The sequence below is a fragment of the Cyanobacterium sp. T60_A2020_053 genome, from assembly GCA_015272165.1.
Taxonomy (GTDB): Bacteria; Cyanobacteriota; Cyanobacteriia; order Cyanobacteriales; family Cyanobacteriaceae; genus Cyanobacterium.
The window spans coordinates 32,401-45,957 of sequence record JACYMF010000112.1; the positions used below are offsets into that span (position 1 = coordinate 32,401).

Here is a 13,557-nt window from a genome sequence, read left to right on the forward strand (position 1 = left end):
TCATAGTAGAGTTATAATGAAAAAATTTAGGAAAGATAAAATATGGCTCAAATTGAATTTGCCAGAGGAATCGTTGAAAAATCAATCCCCGACGTAAAATTAACAAGGTCTCGTGACGGAAGTAATGGTACAGCGACTTTTCGCTTTGAAGACTCAGTTATTCTCAAAAGCGGAAATACTCAAGAAGTAACGGGAATGTATCTTATTGATGAAGAAGGAGAATTGATTTCCCGTGAAGTAAAATGTAAATTTGTTAACGGTGAACCAGTAGCCGTAGAAGGCGTTTATATCATCAAATCTACCCAAGAATGGGAACGCTTTATGCGCTTTATGGAACGCTACGCCGAAGAAAATGACTTAGGCTTTAGCAAATCTTAGCACTCACACTATTAAATTAAAGATTTTGAGGGGCGATTTTTACCTCATAAAAACTTAACTAAACTAACTGACGTTACGCATAATAAACCTTAAAATACTAATTTTTCGTTCGTACTTAACCTTTGAAACTATTAATATCTCGTTTGACTGCGTAACATCAGTAAACTAACAAAACTTTGATTAATACCCCTCAGTTTGTCTCCCTAAGCAATTTGAGGTGCAACCCATAATGAGGACACCTCCCTTTGCCAAAGCACATCCTCATTCACAGTATACCCTAGTACAATTAATCGTCTATTTTTCATTGTTATTCATGATGGAAAAAATTTAGTTATAATATCCAATGGGTATGTAATGTTGCATAGAAACTGTTACTGATATTCCTTCCAGCGCCCGTCACCATAACCATGGAGACAAAACAACATTAACAACCAAAAACATGAGAGTAATCGAGTGGGTGAAGCCCACTTTTTTTATTGTCATTAAACCCTAAACAGAGATTTTTTATGACTCATCCTCTAATTCCCCAAATAACTGAATTAGCAGCGCCCCTCGCCGAAAAACTAGGGGTAGAAATTGTCAATATCGTTTTTCAAACCAATAAAAATCCATCCTTACTGAGAATCGACATTCAAAAATCTAGTCAAGAAACTAGCCTCGATGACTGTGAAAAAATGAGCCGATTACTAGAAGAAATTCTCGAAAATGCCGATATTATTGCCGAAGGTTACTCCCTCGAGATTTCTAGCCCGGGTATCTCCGAAAATCTTAATAGTGATCGAGATTTTATCAGTTTTCAGGGATTTCCCGTGATGGTGACAACCCACACCCCCCACAAGAAAAAAACCCAGTGGCTAGGCAGTCTCAAAGGTAGAGATGAAACTTCAATATATCTAAATTGTAAAGGGCGCATGGTGACAATTCCCAGAGACTTAGTGCAACAAGTACAACTAACCACCGCAGAAAATTAATTACCAATAAATAAAGAAAAATAATTATGAGTATTGTTAGATTACCCGGTTTAAATCATTTAATTGAGGAAATTAGCGAAAGCCATAGCCTCTCCACTAATGCTGTACAAGAAGCTCTCAGAGAAGCTCTATTCAAAGGTTATGAGCGTTTTCGTCGTGCCAAAGAAACTAATCTTAACCATTTTTTTAGCGAAGATTATTTTGATAATTTCCGAGTCGAATTAGATACAGACGAAGAAGGCTTCCGAGTTTTAGCCTTCAAAATCGTTGTGGAAACTGTAGAAAATAGCGACCATGAAATTTCTCTGGTGGAAGTGATGGAAGTTAACCAAGAAGTAAGATTAGGGGATGAAATGGTGGTGGATGTCACCCCCGAACAAAAAGACTTCGGGCGCATGGCTGCCATTCAAACTAAACAGGTTTTACAACAAAAATTGCGGGATCAACAAAGAATTATGATCCAATCGGAATTTAAAGAGTTAGAAGGCACGGTTTTAACGGCTAAAGTGCAGAGATTTGAACGGCAATCAGTCATTATGACCATTCAAAGTGCTTACGGGCGCCCGGAAGTCGAGGCAGAATTACCTCGCAGTGAGCAAGTAAGTAGCGATAATTACCGTGCTAACGCCAGTTTTAAAGTTTATCTCAAAAAAGTGCGCGAAGGCTTCCAAAAAGCTCCCCAATTATTGGTATCTCGTGCTGATGCTGGTTTAGTAGTCTATCTTTTTGCCAATGAAGTGCCAGAATTTGAGGAAGGAATTGTTAGTATTGTGGCAATTTCGAGGGAAGCTAATCCCATGAATCGTAATTTGACAGCGCGGACTAAAATTGCGGTGGATAGTAACGATGCGGATGTTGATCCTGTGGGCGCTTGTATTGGCGCGCGCGGTTCTCGTATTCAAGCGGTAGTTAATGAGTTAAAGGGTGAAAAAATCGATGTCATACGTTGGTCAGAAGACCCGGCAGAGTATATCGCCAATGCTTTAAGTCCTGCTAGAATCGATCAGGTAGAGTTATTAGAATCTGATGAAAGACACGCTAGGGTGATTTTAGCTCAAAATCAGTTAAGTTTAGCCATTGGACGAGATGGGCAAAATGTGCGTTTAGCAGCTCGTTTGACGGGGTGGCGCATTGATATTGTCTCCAAGGAAGAATATGCGGAATTACGAAAAAATCCCCCCTTATCTTCTCAAAATCGAGAAGTCATTACACAGAAAGTAATGGAAGAGGTAGCGCCCGTCACCCCAGAAATAGAGGAAGAATTAGCGCCCCTCACCGTAGAAACTGACGTTAACTATGAAGAAGAATAAAAATTGGCGCCGTTGTCTTAGTTGTGGGCATTATGCCCCCAAAGATGATTTTATTAGGGTGGTGAGGATATTTCCTGATCACCAAATTGCCATAAATAAAGGTGAGGGGCGCTCGGCTTATGTTTGCCCCAACTCTGATTGCATTAACATTGCCCGTAAAAAGAAACGGCTAGGGCGCTGTTTGAGGGCGCCCGTCTCCCCAGCAATTTACGATGATTTACAGCATATTTTAGATAAATAGGGTTTGCTGAAAAAGTATTTTGGTGAGGGGAGGTGTCAGGTGTCAGGTGTCAGGTGAAATAATTGACACCTGACACCAACAATTACAGCGCATTTCAAATGAATAAACCACGTTTTTTGTGTCTCGCAAAGGCGCAAAGACGCAAAGATAATATTTGTAATAATCTAAAGTGTGGTTTAAGGAAATGAAAACTGCTGTAATTCTATTTTTGCGTAACATGAGTAAATTAATTAAAAATAATCTTAGTTCAATTTATTGAACGAAAAACTGTTGGTTCTGTGTAATTCATTACACGGTAGGGAAATTGCGAAGATACCATCTATTTATAACGGATTATCCGAACTTGATATTAGATCATCGTCTAAAAATTACACCTGCAACCTGCCCTTATCAGGCATTCTTGCATCGAACTGAGGTTTTTTTGGTTTTTCTGTTGCTGAAAATTTTTATTTGTTGGGTTTTCCTATCCTTAACCCAACCTACAAAAAATTTATAAATTATTTTTTAACTTCAACTAACTCTAAACTGCTGATCAACCTGTGCCACATACCAAATATAATCATCTATAGGCTCTTTAATTGCTTGATCAATGTAAATATTACCTTCATGGTGATACTCTAGCCCCTGAGATTGTAAATATAATCCAGCATAAACATGACTATAAACAAAATCTCTTTTATCACCATTTTTTCCAGCTTTCAATAAATCATCCACAGAACAATTTTGAGCAAAAAGTTGATAAATTTGACGCAAAATAGGGCGTGGATCATACTTTACAGGAAGTAAAGATTTTTGAGCCTCGCCAGCGCCCTCCGCCTTAGCAATACATAAATAAAGCCAAATAGTTTCTTCAATATCACGGGAGTTGACACTTAAATCTATTTCAAACTGTCTCGCTCCTTGTATGTATTTACCTAAGTAATAATAAGTAATACCTCTTTGCCAGAGATAGGGAGTTAATTGGGGATTTAACTCTTCCGCCTTATTATAATCCCGTAAAGACTCAATGAGTTTGCCCAATTTAAAATAAGTCATGCCTCGATAAATATAATTTCGGGCATCAAAAGGGTAAATCCGTAATCTTTTATTCCATTTACTTAAATCTGTTTCGATCATAATGGACAATTGATAATTGATAATTGATAATGGACAATTGATAGTTAAATCTCTCTCCCCTTCTCCTCTGCTTCCCCTTTTCCCTTTCCCCCTGTTTCATGACAGAGCCTATAAATGGTATAATAACGGGTGGGGTAGTGAAAAAATAAAACAATTACAATGAGTAAAAAACGGATATTATCAGGAGTACAACCGACAGGAAATCTACACATCGGCAACTATCTAGGCGCGATTCGTAACTGGGTAGAAATACAACCACAATATGATAACTTTTTTTGTGTGGTGGATTTACACGCCATTACCGTGCCTCACAATCCTGCTGTTTTAGCTCAGAATACCTACACTATCGCCGCCCTGTATTTAGCCTGTGGCATTGATTTAAACTACTCAACTATTTTTGTTCAATCCCATGTTAGCGCCCACACTGAATTAACATGGTTGCTCAACTGCGTTACCCCCCTCAACTGGTTAGAACGCATGATCCAGTTTAAGGAAAAAGCCATTAAACAGGGAGAAAATGTCAGCGTTGGCTTGTTGGACTATCCCATTTTAATGGCATCTGATATATTATTATACGATGCGGATCAAGTACCCGTAGGGGAAGATCAAAAACAGCATTTAGAGTTAACCCGTGATATTGCCATCCGTTTTAATGATCGTTTTGCTGATGGGGAAAACTCCGTCTTAAAAGTGCCAGAACCTTTAATTCGTAAGGAGGGCGCTAGGGTAATGAGTTTGAGTGACGGCACCAGTAAAATGTCAAAATCTGATCCTTCTGAATTGAGTAGAATAAATTTACTAGATGATGCTGATACTATCAAGAAAAAAATTAAAAAATGTAAAACTGATGCTGTTATCGGTTTAAGTTTTGATCCAGCGCGCGCCGAATGCCATAATTTATTAACTCTTTATAGTATTTTTGCCCAAAAAAGTAAAGATGAAGTAACGGCGGAGTGCGCTGATATGGGTTGGGGTAAATTCAAACCTTTGTTAACCGATGCCACCATTGAAGCGTTAACTCCCATTCAGCAGAAATATCAAGAAATTGTTGCCGATAGAAGTTATTTAGATTCGGTATTGCAACAAGGGCAGGAAAAAGCTGAAATCGTTGCTAATGCTACCTTAAAGAGAGTAAAACAGGCTTTAGGCTTTTTGATAATGACTTAAAAGGGCAAAGGAAATTATTATGTCATAATTCATAGTCTCCCCTTTCTCCCCTTCTCCCTCTGCCTCCTCTTCTCCCCTGCCTCCCCTTCTCCCTCTGCCTCCCCTGCTACCCTTTCTCTGTCTGAATTAATGGAAAATATCACCAAACTAAGAAAAGCCATCGCCCTCAAAGAATTTATTATCACCGCCGAAGTTACTCCCCCCAAAGGAGGCAACCCCAGCAGAATGCTGGAAGTAGCACAATTACTCAAAAATCGTGTTCATGCTATTAATATTACCGATGGTAGTCGTGCCGTATTACGAATGTCCTCCATCGCTTCTTCGGTGTTATTATTACAACACGGTATCGAGCCAATTTGTCAAGTAACAGGGCGCGATCGTAATTCCATTGGTTTACAAGCTGATTTGATGGGCGCTTATGCTTTAGGTATTAGAAATATTTTAGCTCTAACTGGCGACCCGATTAAAGCTGGAGATCATTTACAAGCAAAACCAGTTTTTGAGTTAGAATCAGTGCGATTATTAAAGTTAATAAATAATCAATTAAATCAAGGATTAGACATTAATAATAAACCTCTCACCGATGGCGCTTTGGATTTGGTGACGGGCGCTGCTGTTGATCCTCAATCGAAAAGTTGGTCAGGATTACAACGCCGTTTTGATCAGAAAATAGCTTCAGGTGCAAAGTTTTTTCAAAGTCAATTAATTACTGATTTCGACAAGCTAGATAAATTTATGAATCAAATTGCTATTAAAAGTAGCGCCCCTGTCTTAGCAGGAATATTCTTGTTAAAAAGTGCTAAAAATGCTCAATTTATTAATAAAAATGTACCGGGTGTGGAGATTCCTGAACATTTAATTACCAGATTAGCAGAGGCAAAAAATCCCCTTCAAGAAGGCATGAAAATCGCTTCAGAGCAAGTTAAAATGGCTCAGAGTATTTGTCAAGGAGTGCATTTAATGGCGGTAAAAAAAGAGGAATTAATTCCCCAAATTTTAGACTTAGCAGGAATTGCACCTATTAAAAAATGAACAAAAAACAAGGGGTTTAAACCCCTTGCTACACCAATAACTGATAAGTTACTGTTGATTATCATTATCTGACTGTTCATTAGAATTACCAGTACCGTTATAATCTCTTCTTTTAAACTTAGAATTAAAACGGGTGGTTTTTTTTCTAAACTGACGGGCGTAAGCCTTATTGCGTTCAGCTTTTTCCTTTTTAGGATTACTTTTTGCCATTATTGCCTCATATATTGAAATGTTTAGGCTCTCAATTTAAGCAACTCAATAAGATTAAGTTATTATAATTAAGAGCATTAAAAAAATAGATTCAGTTAGACTGATTAGAAGCGATTACCTCTGCGTCCACCTTTATTAAAAGATTGGTTTTCTTCACGAGGTCTAGCTTTATTAACTTTTAAATCTCTTCCCATCCACTCAGCTCCGTCAAGGGCTTCGATCGCACCATCTTCTTGGGCTTCGGTTTCCATTTCTACAAAGGCAAAACCACGCATTCTGCCAGTTTCCCTATCAGTAGGGATATGAACTCGTTTAACTGTACCATATTCGGCAAAGACTTCGCTGAGGTCATCTTGACTTACACTATAGGAAAGATTTCCTACATATATCGACATGAATTGACAAACTCCATAAATAATTAACTTGTAGAGAGTAAAGATGCTGTTTAGGAAGTTTATCAATATCACAAATACTGAACAAAAACCTTATCACTTAATCTTGGTCTCTGGTTAATTATAACACTAACTCGAAAAAGTAGCTACAGGTTAATAATTAATTAATAATTCCTTACATTCGCTTAACGGGGCAAAAGGTAAAGTTTATTCAGTAAAAGTTTAATTTCTTGATCAATTAATTCTAAAAAAATAATCTAAAATCTGTTCAATTTATTATCATAAAAGCAATCTTTTTTATTAGTAATTATTAGTTATGTTTAGCTTTTTTCTGCAATTATTATCTCATGACCGTTATATACCTCATGGACATTGTTATTTATGGCAACCGTCATTAGTTTGGCTACATTTGCTGACGGATTCTTTCATTGCTTTAGCTTATTTTTCTATTCCTTTAATGCTAATTTATTTTGTTAAAGAAAAGAAGGAAGATACTCCTTTTCCCAAAATTTTTATTTTATTTAGTCTATTTATAATTTGCTGTGGTTTTACCCATACGATGGGTGTTATTACTTTATGGTATCCTATTTATTGGTTTTCAGGATTAATTAAGGCAATTACTGCTTTAGTTTCTCTATTGACTGCTTTTGAGTTATTTCCTGTTATTCCTGTTGCTTTAGCTTTACCAAGTCCTGAAAAGTTAAGCAAAATTAATACTACTTTAGAACAAGAAATTAAGGAAAAAAATATTGTCCAAGAGCAATTATTATTTTTAAATCAAAACTTAGAAAATATCATCACAAAAAGAACAGCAGAAATTGCTGAAATCAATATTTTTTTGCAAGAAAAACTAAAACTAGAACAACTAATAAGTAAAGTTGCTAATTCTTTTCTTAATATTGATTATCCTAATTTTAGTAGTAATTTTAAATATGTTATTCGGGACATTTGTCAAACTTTTCAGTTAAACGGTGGTAGTCTCTTATTTTTAAATAAAAATTGTGATTTTCCCCCCCAATATCTTTATCCAGAAACTATACAAATTAATAATTTAGAACAAGATATTCCTTCTTTATTAATGAGAATAAGAAATTTAGAGTTAATTAAACAAAATGATATAGAAGAAAACTTTATCAAAGATTCTTTTATTGTTCAAAATAAAATTAAGTCTTTCTTAGCTAGTCCGATTCATTCCCGTGGCGAACTTAAAGCAGTGTTAATTTTATGGCATCAAGAAGGGATAAAAAATTGGGACAACATAGAAGAAAATAGCTTAAATCTAATTAGTAATATTATTGTTAATGCTTTAGACAATTATTCTCTTAATAAAGCCTTAGAAACAAGTAATAAAGAGCTTAAAAGGTCTAATGAAGAATTGGAACAGTTTGCTTATGTAGCTTCCCATGATTTACAAGAACCTTTGCGCACGATGGCTAGTTTTTCTGATTTATTAGTGGCAGAATATCAAGATATTTTAGACAGAGAAGGGCAAGAATATTTACAGTTTATTTTTTCTGCTTCTAGTCAAATGAAGCTATTAATTCAAAGTCTTTTAAATTTGTCTAAAATACAAGAAAAACCTCCTTCATTTACTTTGGTTAATCTTGACGAGCTATTACAAAATGTGTTGGATTTATTGAGTGTCAAAGTTAGGGAGAAGGGCGCTGTTATTAGTTGCGATAGCTTACCGATAGTGAAAGGAGATCAAATTCAATTATTACAGTTATGGCAAAATTTGTTAAATAATGCTCTGAAATTCAGTGATAAATCGCCTTTATCGATCAAAATAACGGTAGAATCAAGGGAAGACCATTGGCTATTTTCCATTAGTGATAATGGCATTGGTATTGCTCCTGAGTATCAAGAAAAGATTTTTGTTATTTTTCAGCGTCTGAATTCTCGACATGATTATGATGGTACTGGTATTGGGTTAAGTTTATGTCGTAAAATTGTCACTCGTCATAGAGGAGAAATTTGGGTACAATCCGAGTTAGGAAAAGGGTCAACATTTTTTTTTACTATGCCTAAAGTGAATACAGCATTCTTAAATGAGTCATGAAATATAATCCTCTCCTAACTCACAATGGAAGGAATTAATGATCATTTTTCACAAATATCGCCGTAATCTGGATATTAGTATTTAAAAAAGTTATGAAATTCTTAAATCGAGCAATTAATATTTTACTGGTAGAAGATTCTCGCACCGATGTAATTTTGATGAAAAAAATGCTGTCTATGCTTAATACTCCCAGTCAAGTGGAGGTTGCTGATGATGGGGTAGAAGCTATTGCTTTTCTGCGTAAGGAAAATAAGTATCAAACTAAAACGAGACCAGATTTAATCATTCTTGATCTTAATTTACCTCGTAAAAGTGGTCATGAGGTATTGGTAGAAATCAAAAATGATCTTATTTTAAGAGTGATTCCTATTATTATTTTAAGTACATCTGACAGTGAAAAAGATATTCTCCGGTGCTACGAAAATTATGCGAATTGTTATATTACTAAGCCCATGAGTTTAAAGGATTTTCAACAACAAATTAAAATCATTGAGGATTTTTGGTTTAATGTTGCCCATTATCCTAGTGAGTAATGGGTTTTTTTTTCCTTGTTTTGCCTACTGCTAATCTTGGGGGGCGCTTTTAGCCAGTTGTTTTAACATATTTTCTACTTGCTGGGCATGGCGCACTCCAACAAAGCCTATTTCCTCACGTTGCGCATCACCATCGCTGTCTTTCCAGTGTCTGACACCCATAATCACATCACCACTGCCATCAGGTTTTTCTCGGCGATATAAGTCTTTGATTTGCTCTGGGGAAAAACTCCTAATGGTAGTAGATGAGCTTCCTTGAATAATAATCGCCCGTTTATTGGTGATCAAATAAACTGTATTACGCATGGTTTGCCATTGCCAATAAGGGCTTGAGAGCATAAAAAAACCTACCACCACATCCAAAATATGGCAAAGCTAGTCCAAGGAATAGCGAATAATACTGCACCGATGGAGGGCGCTGAAAAAAACCTCGCAATGGGTTGTTCAACCCATTTGATGATTTCTCCTGTGTCTAACTCTTTCTCGATAGTTTGACGAAGTTGTTTCGGGATTTTTAGGCTACTTAACATAAAAATTCACTGTCTTGAGCTAATATTTTAAAATTAATTCACTATTAATTTAAACTGTGATTAAGATAATTTTGCATTAAATTACGATCAGCGCTCTTCAACAAATCTTCATCATTGTCTCCTTGTTGAGGATAATAAGCCGTTGCCATACTAAAACTATAACGAATAGATTGCTCTTTAATGGTGGTGGGTTTAGCACTCAAAGCTATAACCTTTGCCAAAATAATTTCTACTGTTTCTTTGTCATCCTGATTTAATAAGATCGCAAACTCATCATCACGCCAGCGCCCGATAATATCCCTTGCCGACAATGTTTTTTTTACTTTTCTGGCTATTTTTTGCAATAGAAGATCAGCAATTTCGTAACTTTGTCCATAACCAATTTCTCTTAATTCGTTAATTTTTAATAAACAAACTGCGATAATGGATTTATCTTCCTTACGACTATTAGCATTAGCAACCATAGCGGATAATTGTTCTCTAAATAACTTGCGGTTAGCTAAATTAGTGACATTATCATGACAACTTTGATAACGTAATAATTCTTCGATATTTTTTTGTTCACTAATATTTTTTATACAAAAACAAATAGCTTTCTTGCCTAAATAATAGGCAATTCTTCCTCTCATTTCCACATCAATTAATTGACCATTTCTTTTACGATTAATTGATTCTCTCGTAAAAGTTAAAGAAGATGAGATAATTTCTTTGATATTTTCATTCAAAATATCTCGATCCACACCTAAAAATTCATTAAAATCCCTGCCTATTAGTTCTTCTTTACTGCTGTAACCAAGCATTTCATAAAATGGTGTGTTGGTGTTGAGTATTTCTTGAGATTCTAATTCGATAAATACTACTCCTTCTGAAATCTGCTCAATGATACTTTTATATTCAATTTCGCTATATTTTATTTCTGTCTCTAAGGAGTCTTGATTGTCGGGCGCTAGGAGATAAATATTAATATTTTCCCCGTGGTCAGTGTAGGAAATATATTCAGTATAATTTTTATGATTTAAACTAATTTCTCTGATTAAAAATTTAGGTTGATTTTCTTGGAGTTGAAGATCAATATTTTTTAGTAAAGGATGTTCTAATTTTAATTCTTCCAAATCAGTAAAATTATCTCTCATGGTGGGGCTAATATTAATTATTTCTCCCTGATTATTAATAGTTACAGAAGGATAATCATAGACATCATTTAACTGATTTATTTTTTGTAAAAAATATTCCGTTAGAGGTTCAATATAAGTCTTATTCTCAAAAGTTGGTAAGGTTGAAGAAGTATCTTCGGCTTGAGTTTCATTAATATTTGCTACTTCTTTATTTTTTAGTAAACTATAAAAAGTTTTAGAATTGACATCGACAATATCATATTTTGCTCTTACTTGTATTCCCCCCAACACAACTAAATCACCCGGTTGCAGTTGGTGCATTAAACATTTTTGACCATTAACAAAAATCCCGTTAGTGCTACGATTACCTTTTAAATCGCCGTCAATAATCCAAAATTTAACGTCAGGGTTATTGGTATTTTCCCCTTCGTAGGTAACTTTCAATAAAGTTGCGTGACTACGGGAGATAACTCGATGGTGAAGGGCAATGGCACTGGTGGAACTTCTACCAATGGAGTAGGCATTTTTTTCAAGAAAAAAAGTCTTTTTCCCGGTGGTTAATTCAATGGCAAATATATGTTTCAGGGGATTTTCATTACTCATTTAATTACCTACCAAGTATCTCTAGCTTACGGTTTAAAGATAACATAACTTTTTAGAATCACACCATAAAAAGCTAGTTTTCGTTTAATTCGTTTGGTGAGGGTAGGCAAGACGTAACTGTTAAACGTTTGAGTCATTAAGCAAGGGGTTTACAGCAATTTTCATTTCTTTAAACCACACTTAGCATTCTTCTTTGCGACTTGGCGACTTGGCGAGACATAAAAAATGTGGTTTATTCATTAGAAAAGCGCTGTAAACCCCTTGTTAATAATAAAAATGGCAAATTAAATGGGTTTAGGGATTATTGAAAAAATGAAAAATCCAGCGCCCTCCACCATAGACTAAAAACCTAAAAACTATAGCCTGTTTTATAATGGTGGTAAAATCATCGTTTTAAAAATAAATTGACTACCATGGGAACTAACGGCAATGGCACTCACCATCATCACCATAACTCATCGGATGTAATTACAGCGCACTCCCACAGTCACAGTGAGGAATCGATACGAAAAATCATTAACCGTCTTTCTCGTATTGAAGGTCATGTTAGAGGTATTAAAACCATGATTAATGAAAATAGGGATTGCCCAGAAGTTTTAATTCAAATTGCTGCCATTAGGGGCGCTTTAGACCGAGTTGCTAGAATGATATTAGATGAACATTTAAGTGAATGTATCACCCGCGCTGCGCAAGATGGTAGTATTGACATAGAAATCGAAGCCCTCAAGACAGCCCTAGACCGATTTTTACCCTCTTAGACGCAGAGAAGGGGAAGCAGAGGGAGAAAGGGAGAAAAGAAGACAAGGGGAGACAGAAGGATTATAATTCATAACTCATAATTCATCATTCATAATTCATTCAACCTGAGTTATAATATAAAACGCTGTTTTTTTTTAATAAAATAAGTTAGGAGGAAAGAAAATTGAGTAAGCATACTTTAAATGGTACTAGACGGAAACAAAGAAGAACCTCTGGTTTTCGTGCCAGAATGAGAACTGAAAATGGACGTAAAGTAATTCAAGCTCGTCGTCGTAAAGGCAGACAAAGATTATCTGTATAGTTTTTTGACTGACTATCTATCCATTTATCATCAACTCCAGTGGGATTACCGTCACAACATCGGCTTAAAAAGCGGTCGGATTTTGATACTGTCCATAAACAGGGTATTCGCCGCTCAAGTCGTCATCTCATCATTCGAGCATTTCCCCTGATTACTTCGGTAAGCTCCCCCGTTAGTAGATTTGGCATTTCCATTAGTCGAAAAGTAAGTAAAAAAGCGGTGGTGCGTAATCGCATCAAAAGACAGATTAGGTCAGCTTTATGGAGTTTATTCCCTGAGATTTCCTCTCCTTGGTTAGTGGTAATCATGGTTAAATCTGATGCCGTCGAATGCAATTATGAGCATTTTTTGAGAGAATTAAGAGAGCTATTTATTAAAACAGGAATGATCTATGGGAATTAAAGAAGATGTATTTTATGAAGGTGGTCCCCACATTGGCGATCTCATTTTCAATGTATTATTAGCTTTTACCGTAATTTGTTTGCCATTGACGGTGGGCGCTGTAGTTCGGGCGATTTGGCTTCGTTACCGTATTACAGACCGCCGTATTTCTGTGACTGGAGGGTGGCAAGGGCGAGAACGCACCGATATTATTTATTCTGAAGTGGTTAAAATTGTCAAAGTTCCCAGAGGTCTCGGTTTTTGGGGTGATATTGTCGTTACTCTCAAAGATAGAAGTCGTTTAGAATTACGAGCTATGCCTAATTTTCGCAAGGTTTATGATTATATTGCGGAGCGCGCTGCTGATAAAACCGGTAAAACAGTGGAAGCTATTGCCAAATAACAAGATTTTACAGCGTAGGGGTTGAACATTGTTCAACCCTATGATCTGGTTTTATC

The 13,557-nt window shown here is 35.9% G+C and carries 18 protein-coding genes; 12 read left to right on the forward strand and 6 right to left on the reverse strand.

The features are described 5' to 3' along the window. The first annotated feature begins 42 nt into the window (after positions 1 to 42). The 4 genes from psb28 to IGQ45_14915 all read left to right on the forward strand — a co-directional run bounded on the left by psb28 (position 43) and on the right by IGQ45_14915 (position 2,900). Positions 43 to 378, forward strand: coding sequence for a photosystem II reaction center protein Psb28 (gene psb28, locus IGQ45_14900; protein MBF2058459.1), 336 nt, complete (start codon positions 43 to 45; stop codon positions 376 to 378). Between the two features lie 506 nt (positions 379 to 884). After that, a complete protein-coding gene (gene rimP / locus IGQ45_14905) occupies positions 885 to 1,349 on the forward strand; it encodes a ribosome maturation factor RimP (GenBank protein MBF2058460.1) in 465 nt (154 codons plus the stop codon). Positions 1,350 to 1,375: 26 nt separating this feature from the next. After that, the gene (gene nusA / locus IGQ45_14910) at positions 1,376 to 2,659 is read left to right on the forward strand and encodes a transcription termination factor NusA (GenBank protein MBF2058461.1); all 1,284 of its coding nucleotides are present in this window, start codon (positions 1,376 to 1,378) and stop codon (positions 2,657 to 2,659) included. Next, on the forward strand, positions 2,646 to 2,900 hold the full coding sequence (locus IGQ45_14915; GenBank protein ID MBF2058462.1) for a YlxR family protein: 255 nt from the start codon (positions 2,646 to 2,648) through the stop codon (positions 2,898 to 2,900). The genes nusA and IGQ45_14915 overlap by 14 nt, the downstream gene beginning before the upstream one ends. Positions 2,901 to 3,410: 510 nt before the next feature. Here IGQ45_14915 and IGQ45_14920 read toward each other — a convergent pair. Then, positions 3,411 to 4,016: a tetratricopeptide repeat protein gene (locus IGQ45_14920; protein MBF2058463.1), complete on the reverse strand. Its 606-nt coding sequence runs from the start codon at positions 4,014 to 4,016 to the stop codon at positions 3,411 to 3,413. A gap of 159 nt (positions 4,017 to 4,175) precedes the next feature. Between IGQ45_14920 and trpS the strand changes: the two genes are divergently transcribed. Together trpS and IGQ45_14930 are read left to right on the forward strand one after the other, a co-directional pair. Then, positions 4,176 to 5,183: a tryptophan--tRNA ligase gene (trpS, locus tag IGQ45_14925; GenBank protein MBF2058464.1), complete on the forward strand. Its 1,008-nt coding sequence runs from the start codon at positions 4,176 to 4,178 to the stop codon at positions 5,181 to 5,183. A 129-nt stretch (positions 5,184 to 5,312) separates the two neighbouring features. After that, complete coding sequence (locus IGQ45_14930) at positions 5,313 to 6,215, forward strand: methylenetetrahydrofolate reductase (protein MBF2058465.1); 903 nt, start codon at positions 5,313 to 5,315, stop codon at positions 6,213 to 6,215. 48 nt (positions 6,216 to 6,263) lie between these two features. On the opposite strand, the gene IGQ45_14935 is transcribed toward IGQ45_14930, so the two are convergent. Together IGQ45_14935 and IGQ45_14940 are read right to left on the reverse strand one after the other, a co-directional pair. Next, complete coding sequence (locus IGQ45_14935; protein ID MBF2058466.1) at positions 6,264 to 6,425, reverse strand: hypothetical protein; 162 nt, start codon at positions 6,423 to 6,425, stop codon at positions 6,264 to 6,266. A 104-nt stretch (positions 6,426 to 6,529) separates the two neighbouring features. After that, positions 6,530 to 6,820 carry an RNA-binding protein gene (locus IGQ45_14940; protein ID MBF2058467.1) on the reverse strand — a complete coding sequence of 97 codons (291 nt, stop codon included), beginning with the start codon at positions 6,818 to 6,820 and terminating at the stop codon, positions 6,530 to 6,532. Between the two features lie 313 nt (positions 6,821 to 7,133). On the opposite strand from IGQ45_14940, the gene IGQ45_14945 reads away from it, so the two are divergent. Together IGQ45_14945 and IGQ45_14950 are read left to right on the forward strand one after the other, a co-directional pair. Further along, entirely contained in the window at positions 7,134 to 8,876 is a 1,743-nt protein-coding gene (locus IGQ45_14945; protein MBF2058468.1) for a GHKL domain-containing protein, read from the forward strand. Positions 8,877 to 8,968: 92 nt separating this feature from the next. Next, positions 8,969 to 9,409, forward strand: a complete 441-nt coding sequence (locus tag IGQ45_14950; protein ID MBF2058469.1) for a response regulator — start codon at positions 8,969 to 8,971, stop codon at positions 9,407 to 9,409. Between the two features lie 30 nt (positions 9,410 to 9,439). On the opposite strand, the gene IGQ45_14955 is transcribed toward IGQ45_14950, so the two are convergent. Genes IGQ45_14955 through IGQ45_14965 form a run of 3 tightly spaced genes read right to left on the reverse strand, consistent with a single transcriptional unit; the run spans position 9,440 to position 11,657 of the window. Further along, the gene (locus IGQ45_14955) at positions 9,440 to 9,748 is read right to left on the reverse strand and encodes a hypothetical protein (GenBank protein MBF2058470.1); all 309 of its coding nucleotides are present in this window, start codon (positions 9,746 to 9,748) and stop codon (positions 9,440 to 9,442) included. A gap of 8 nt (positions 9,749 to 9,756) precedes the next feature. Further along, positions 9,757 to 9,939 (reverse strand): hypothetical protein, encoded by a 183-nt coding sequence (locus IGQ45_14960; GenBank protein MBF2058471.1) that lies wholly within the window; start codon positions 9,937 to 9,939, stop codon positions 9,757 to 9,759. Between the two features lie 44 nt (positions 9,940 to 9,983). Continuing rightward, a complete protein-coding gene (locus IGQ45_14965; GenBank protein MBF2058472.1) occupies positions 9,984 to 11,657 on the reverse strand; it encodes a diguanylate cyclase in 1,674 nt (557 codons plus the stop codon). Positions 11,658 to 12,070: 413 nt separating this feature from the next. Here IGQ45_14965 and IGQ45_14970 point away from each other — a divergent pair, with 413 nt between their 5' ends. The 4 genes from IGQ45_14970 (at position 12,071) to IGQ45_14985 (ending at position 13,501) form a co-directional block, all read left to right on the forward strand. After that, complete coding sequence (locus IGQ45_14970; protein MBF2058473.1) at positions 12,071 to 12,415, forward strand: metal-sensitive transcriptional regulator; 345 nt, start codon at positions 12,071 to 12,073, stop codon at positions 12,413 to 12,415. 164 nt (positions 12,416 to 12,579) lie between these two features. Next, positions 12,580 to 12,717 (forward strand): 50S ribosomal protein L34, encoded by a 138-nt coding sequence (gene rpmH / locus IGQ45_14975; protein ID MBF2058474.1) that lies wholly within the window; start codon positions 12,580 to 12,582, stop codon positions 12,715 to 12,717. A 39-nt stretch (positions 12,718 to 12,756) separates the two neighbouring features. Further along, positions 12,757 to 13,119, forward strand: a complete 363-nt coding sequence (locus IGQ45_14980; GenBank protein MBF2058475.1) for a ribonuclease P protein component — start codon at positions 12,757 to 12,759, stop codon at positions 13,117 to 13,119. Continuing rightward, on the forward strand, positions 13,109 to 13,501 hold the full coding sequence (locus IGQ45_14985) for a PH domain-containing protein (protein ID MBF2058476.1): 393 nt from the start codon (positions 13,109 to 13,111) through the stop codon (positions 13,499 to 13,501). The genes IGQ45_14980 and IGQ45_14985 overlap by 11 nt, the downstream gene beginning before the upstream one ends. Positions 13,502 to 13,557: the final 56 nt, after the last annotated feature.

What these genes read in the sequence shown, in the direction of transcription:
- psb28 (MBF2058459.1), top strand. Translation starts at nt 43, where the DNA reads ATGGCTCAAATTGAATTTGCCAGAGGAATCGTTGAAAAATCAATCCCC.
- rimP (MBF2058460.1), top strand. Translation starts at nt 885, where the DNA reads ATGACTCATCCTCTAATTCCCCAAATAACTGAATTAGCAGCGCCCCTC.
- nusA (MBF2058461.1), top strand. Translation starts at nt 1,376, where the DNA reads ATGAGTATTGTTAGATTACCCGGTTTAAATCATTTAATTGAGGAAATT.
- IGQ45_14915 (MBF2058462.1), top strand. Translation starts at nt 2,646, where the DNA reads ATGAAGAAGAATAAAAATTGGCGCCGTTGTCTTAGTTGTGGGCATTAT.
- IGQ45_14920 (MBF2058463.1), bottom strand. Translation starts at nt 4,016, where the DNA reads ATGATCGAAACAGATTTAAGTAAATGGAATAAAAGATTACGGATTTAC.
- trpS (MBF2058464.1), top strand. Translation starts at nt 4,176, where the DNA reads ATGAGTAAAAAACGGATATTATCAGGAGTACAACCGACAGGAAATCTA.
- IGQ45_14930 (MBF2058465.1), top strand. Translation starts at nt 5,313, where the DNA reads ATGGAAAATATCACCAAACTAAGAAAAGCCATCGCCCTCAAAGAATTT.
- IGQ45_14935 (MBF2058466.1), bottom strand. Translation starts at nt 6,425, where the DNA reads ATGGCAAAAAGTAATCCTAAAAAGGAAAAAGCTGAACGCAATAAGGCT.
- IGQ45_14940 (MBF2058467.1), bottom strand. Translation starts at nt 6,820, where the DNA reads ATGTCGATATATGTAGGAAATCTTTCCTATAGTGTAAGTCAAGATGAC.
- IGQ45_14945 (MBF2058468.1), top strand. Translation starts at nt 7,134, where the DNA reads ATGTTTAGCTTTTTTCTGCAATTATTATCTCATGACCGTTATATACCT.
- IGQ45_14950 (MBF2058469.1), top strand. Translation starts at nt 8,969, where the DNA reads ATGAAATTCTTAAATCGAGCAATTAATATTTTACTGGTAGAAGATTCT.
- IGQ45_14955 (MBF2058470.1), bottom strand. Translation starts at nt 9,748, where the DNA reads ATGCTCTCAAGCCCTTATTGGCAATGGCAAACCATGCGTAATACAGTT.
- IGQ45_14960 (MBF2058471.1), bottom strand. Translation starts at nt 9,939, where the DNA reads ATGTTAAGTAGCCTAAAAATCCCGAAACAACTTCGTCAAACTATCGAG.
- IGQ45_14965 (MBF2058472.1), bottom strand. Translation starts at nt 11,657, where the DNA reads ATGAGTAATGAAAATCCCCTGAAACATATATTTGCCATTGAATTAACC.
- IGQ45_14970 (MBF2058473.1), top strand. Translation starts at nt 12,071, where the DNA reads ATGGGAACTAACGGCAATGGCACTCACCATCATCACCATAACTCATCG.
- IGQ45_14985 (MBF2058476.1), top strand. Translation starts at nt 13,109, where the DNA reads ATGGGAATTAAAGAAGATGTATTTTATGAAGGTGGTCCCCACATTGGC.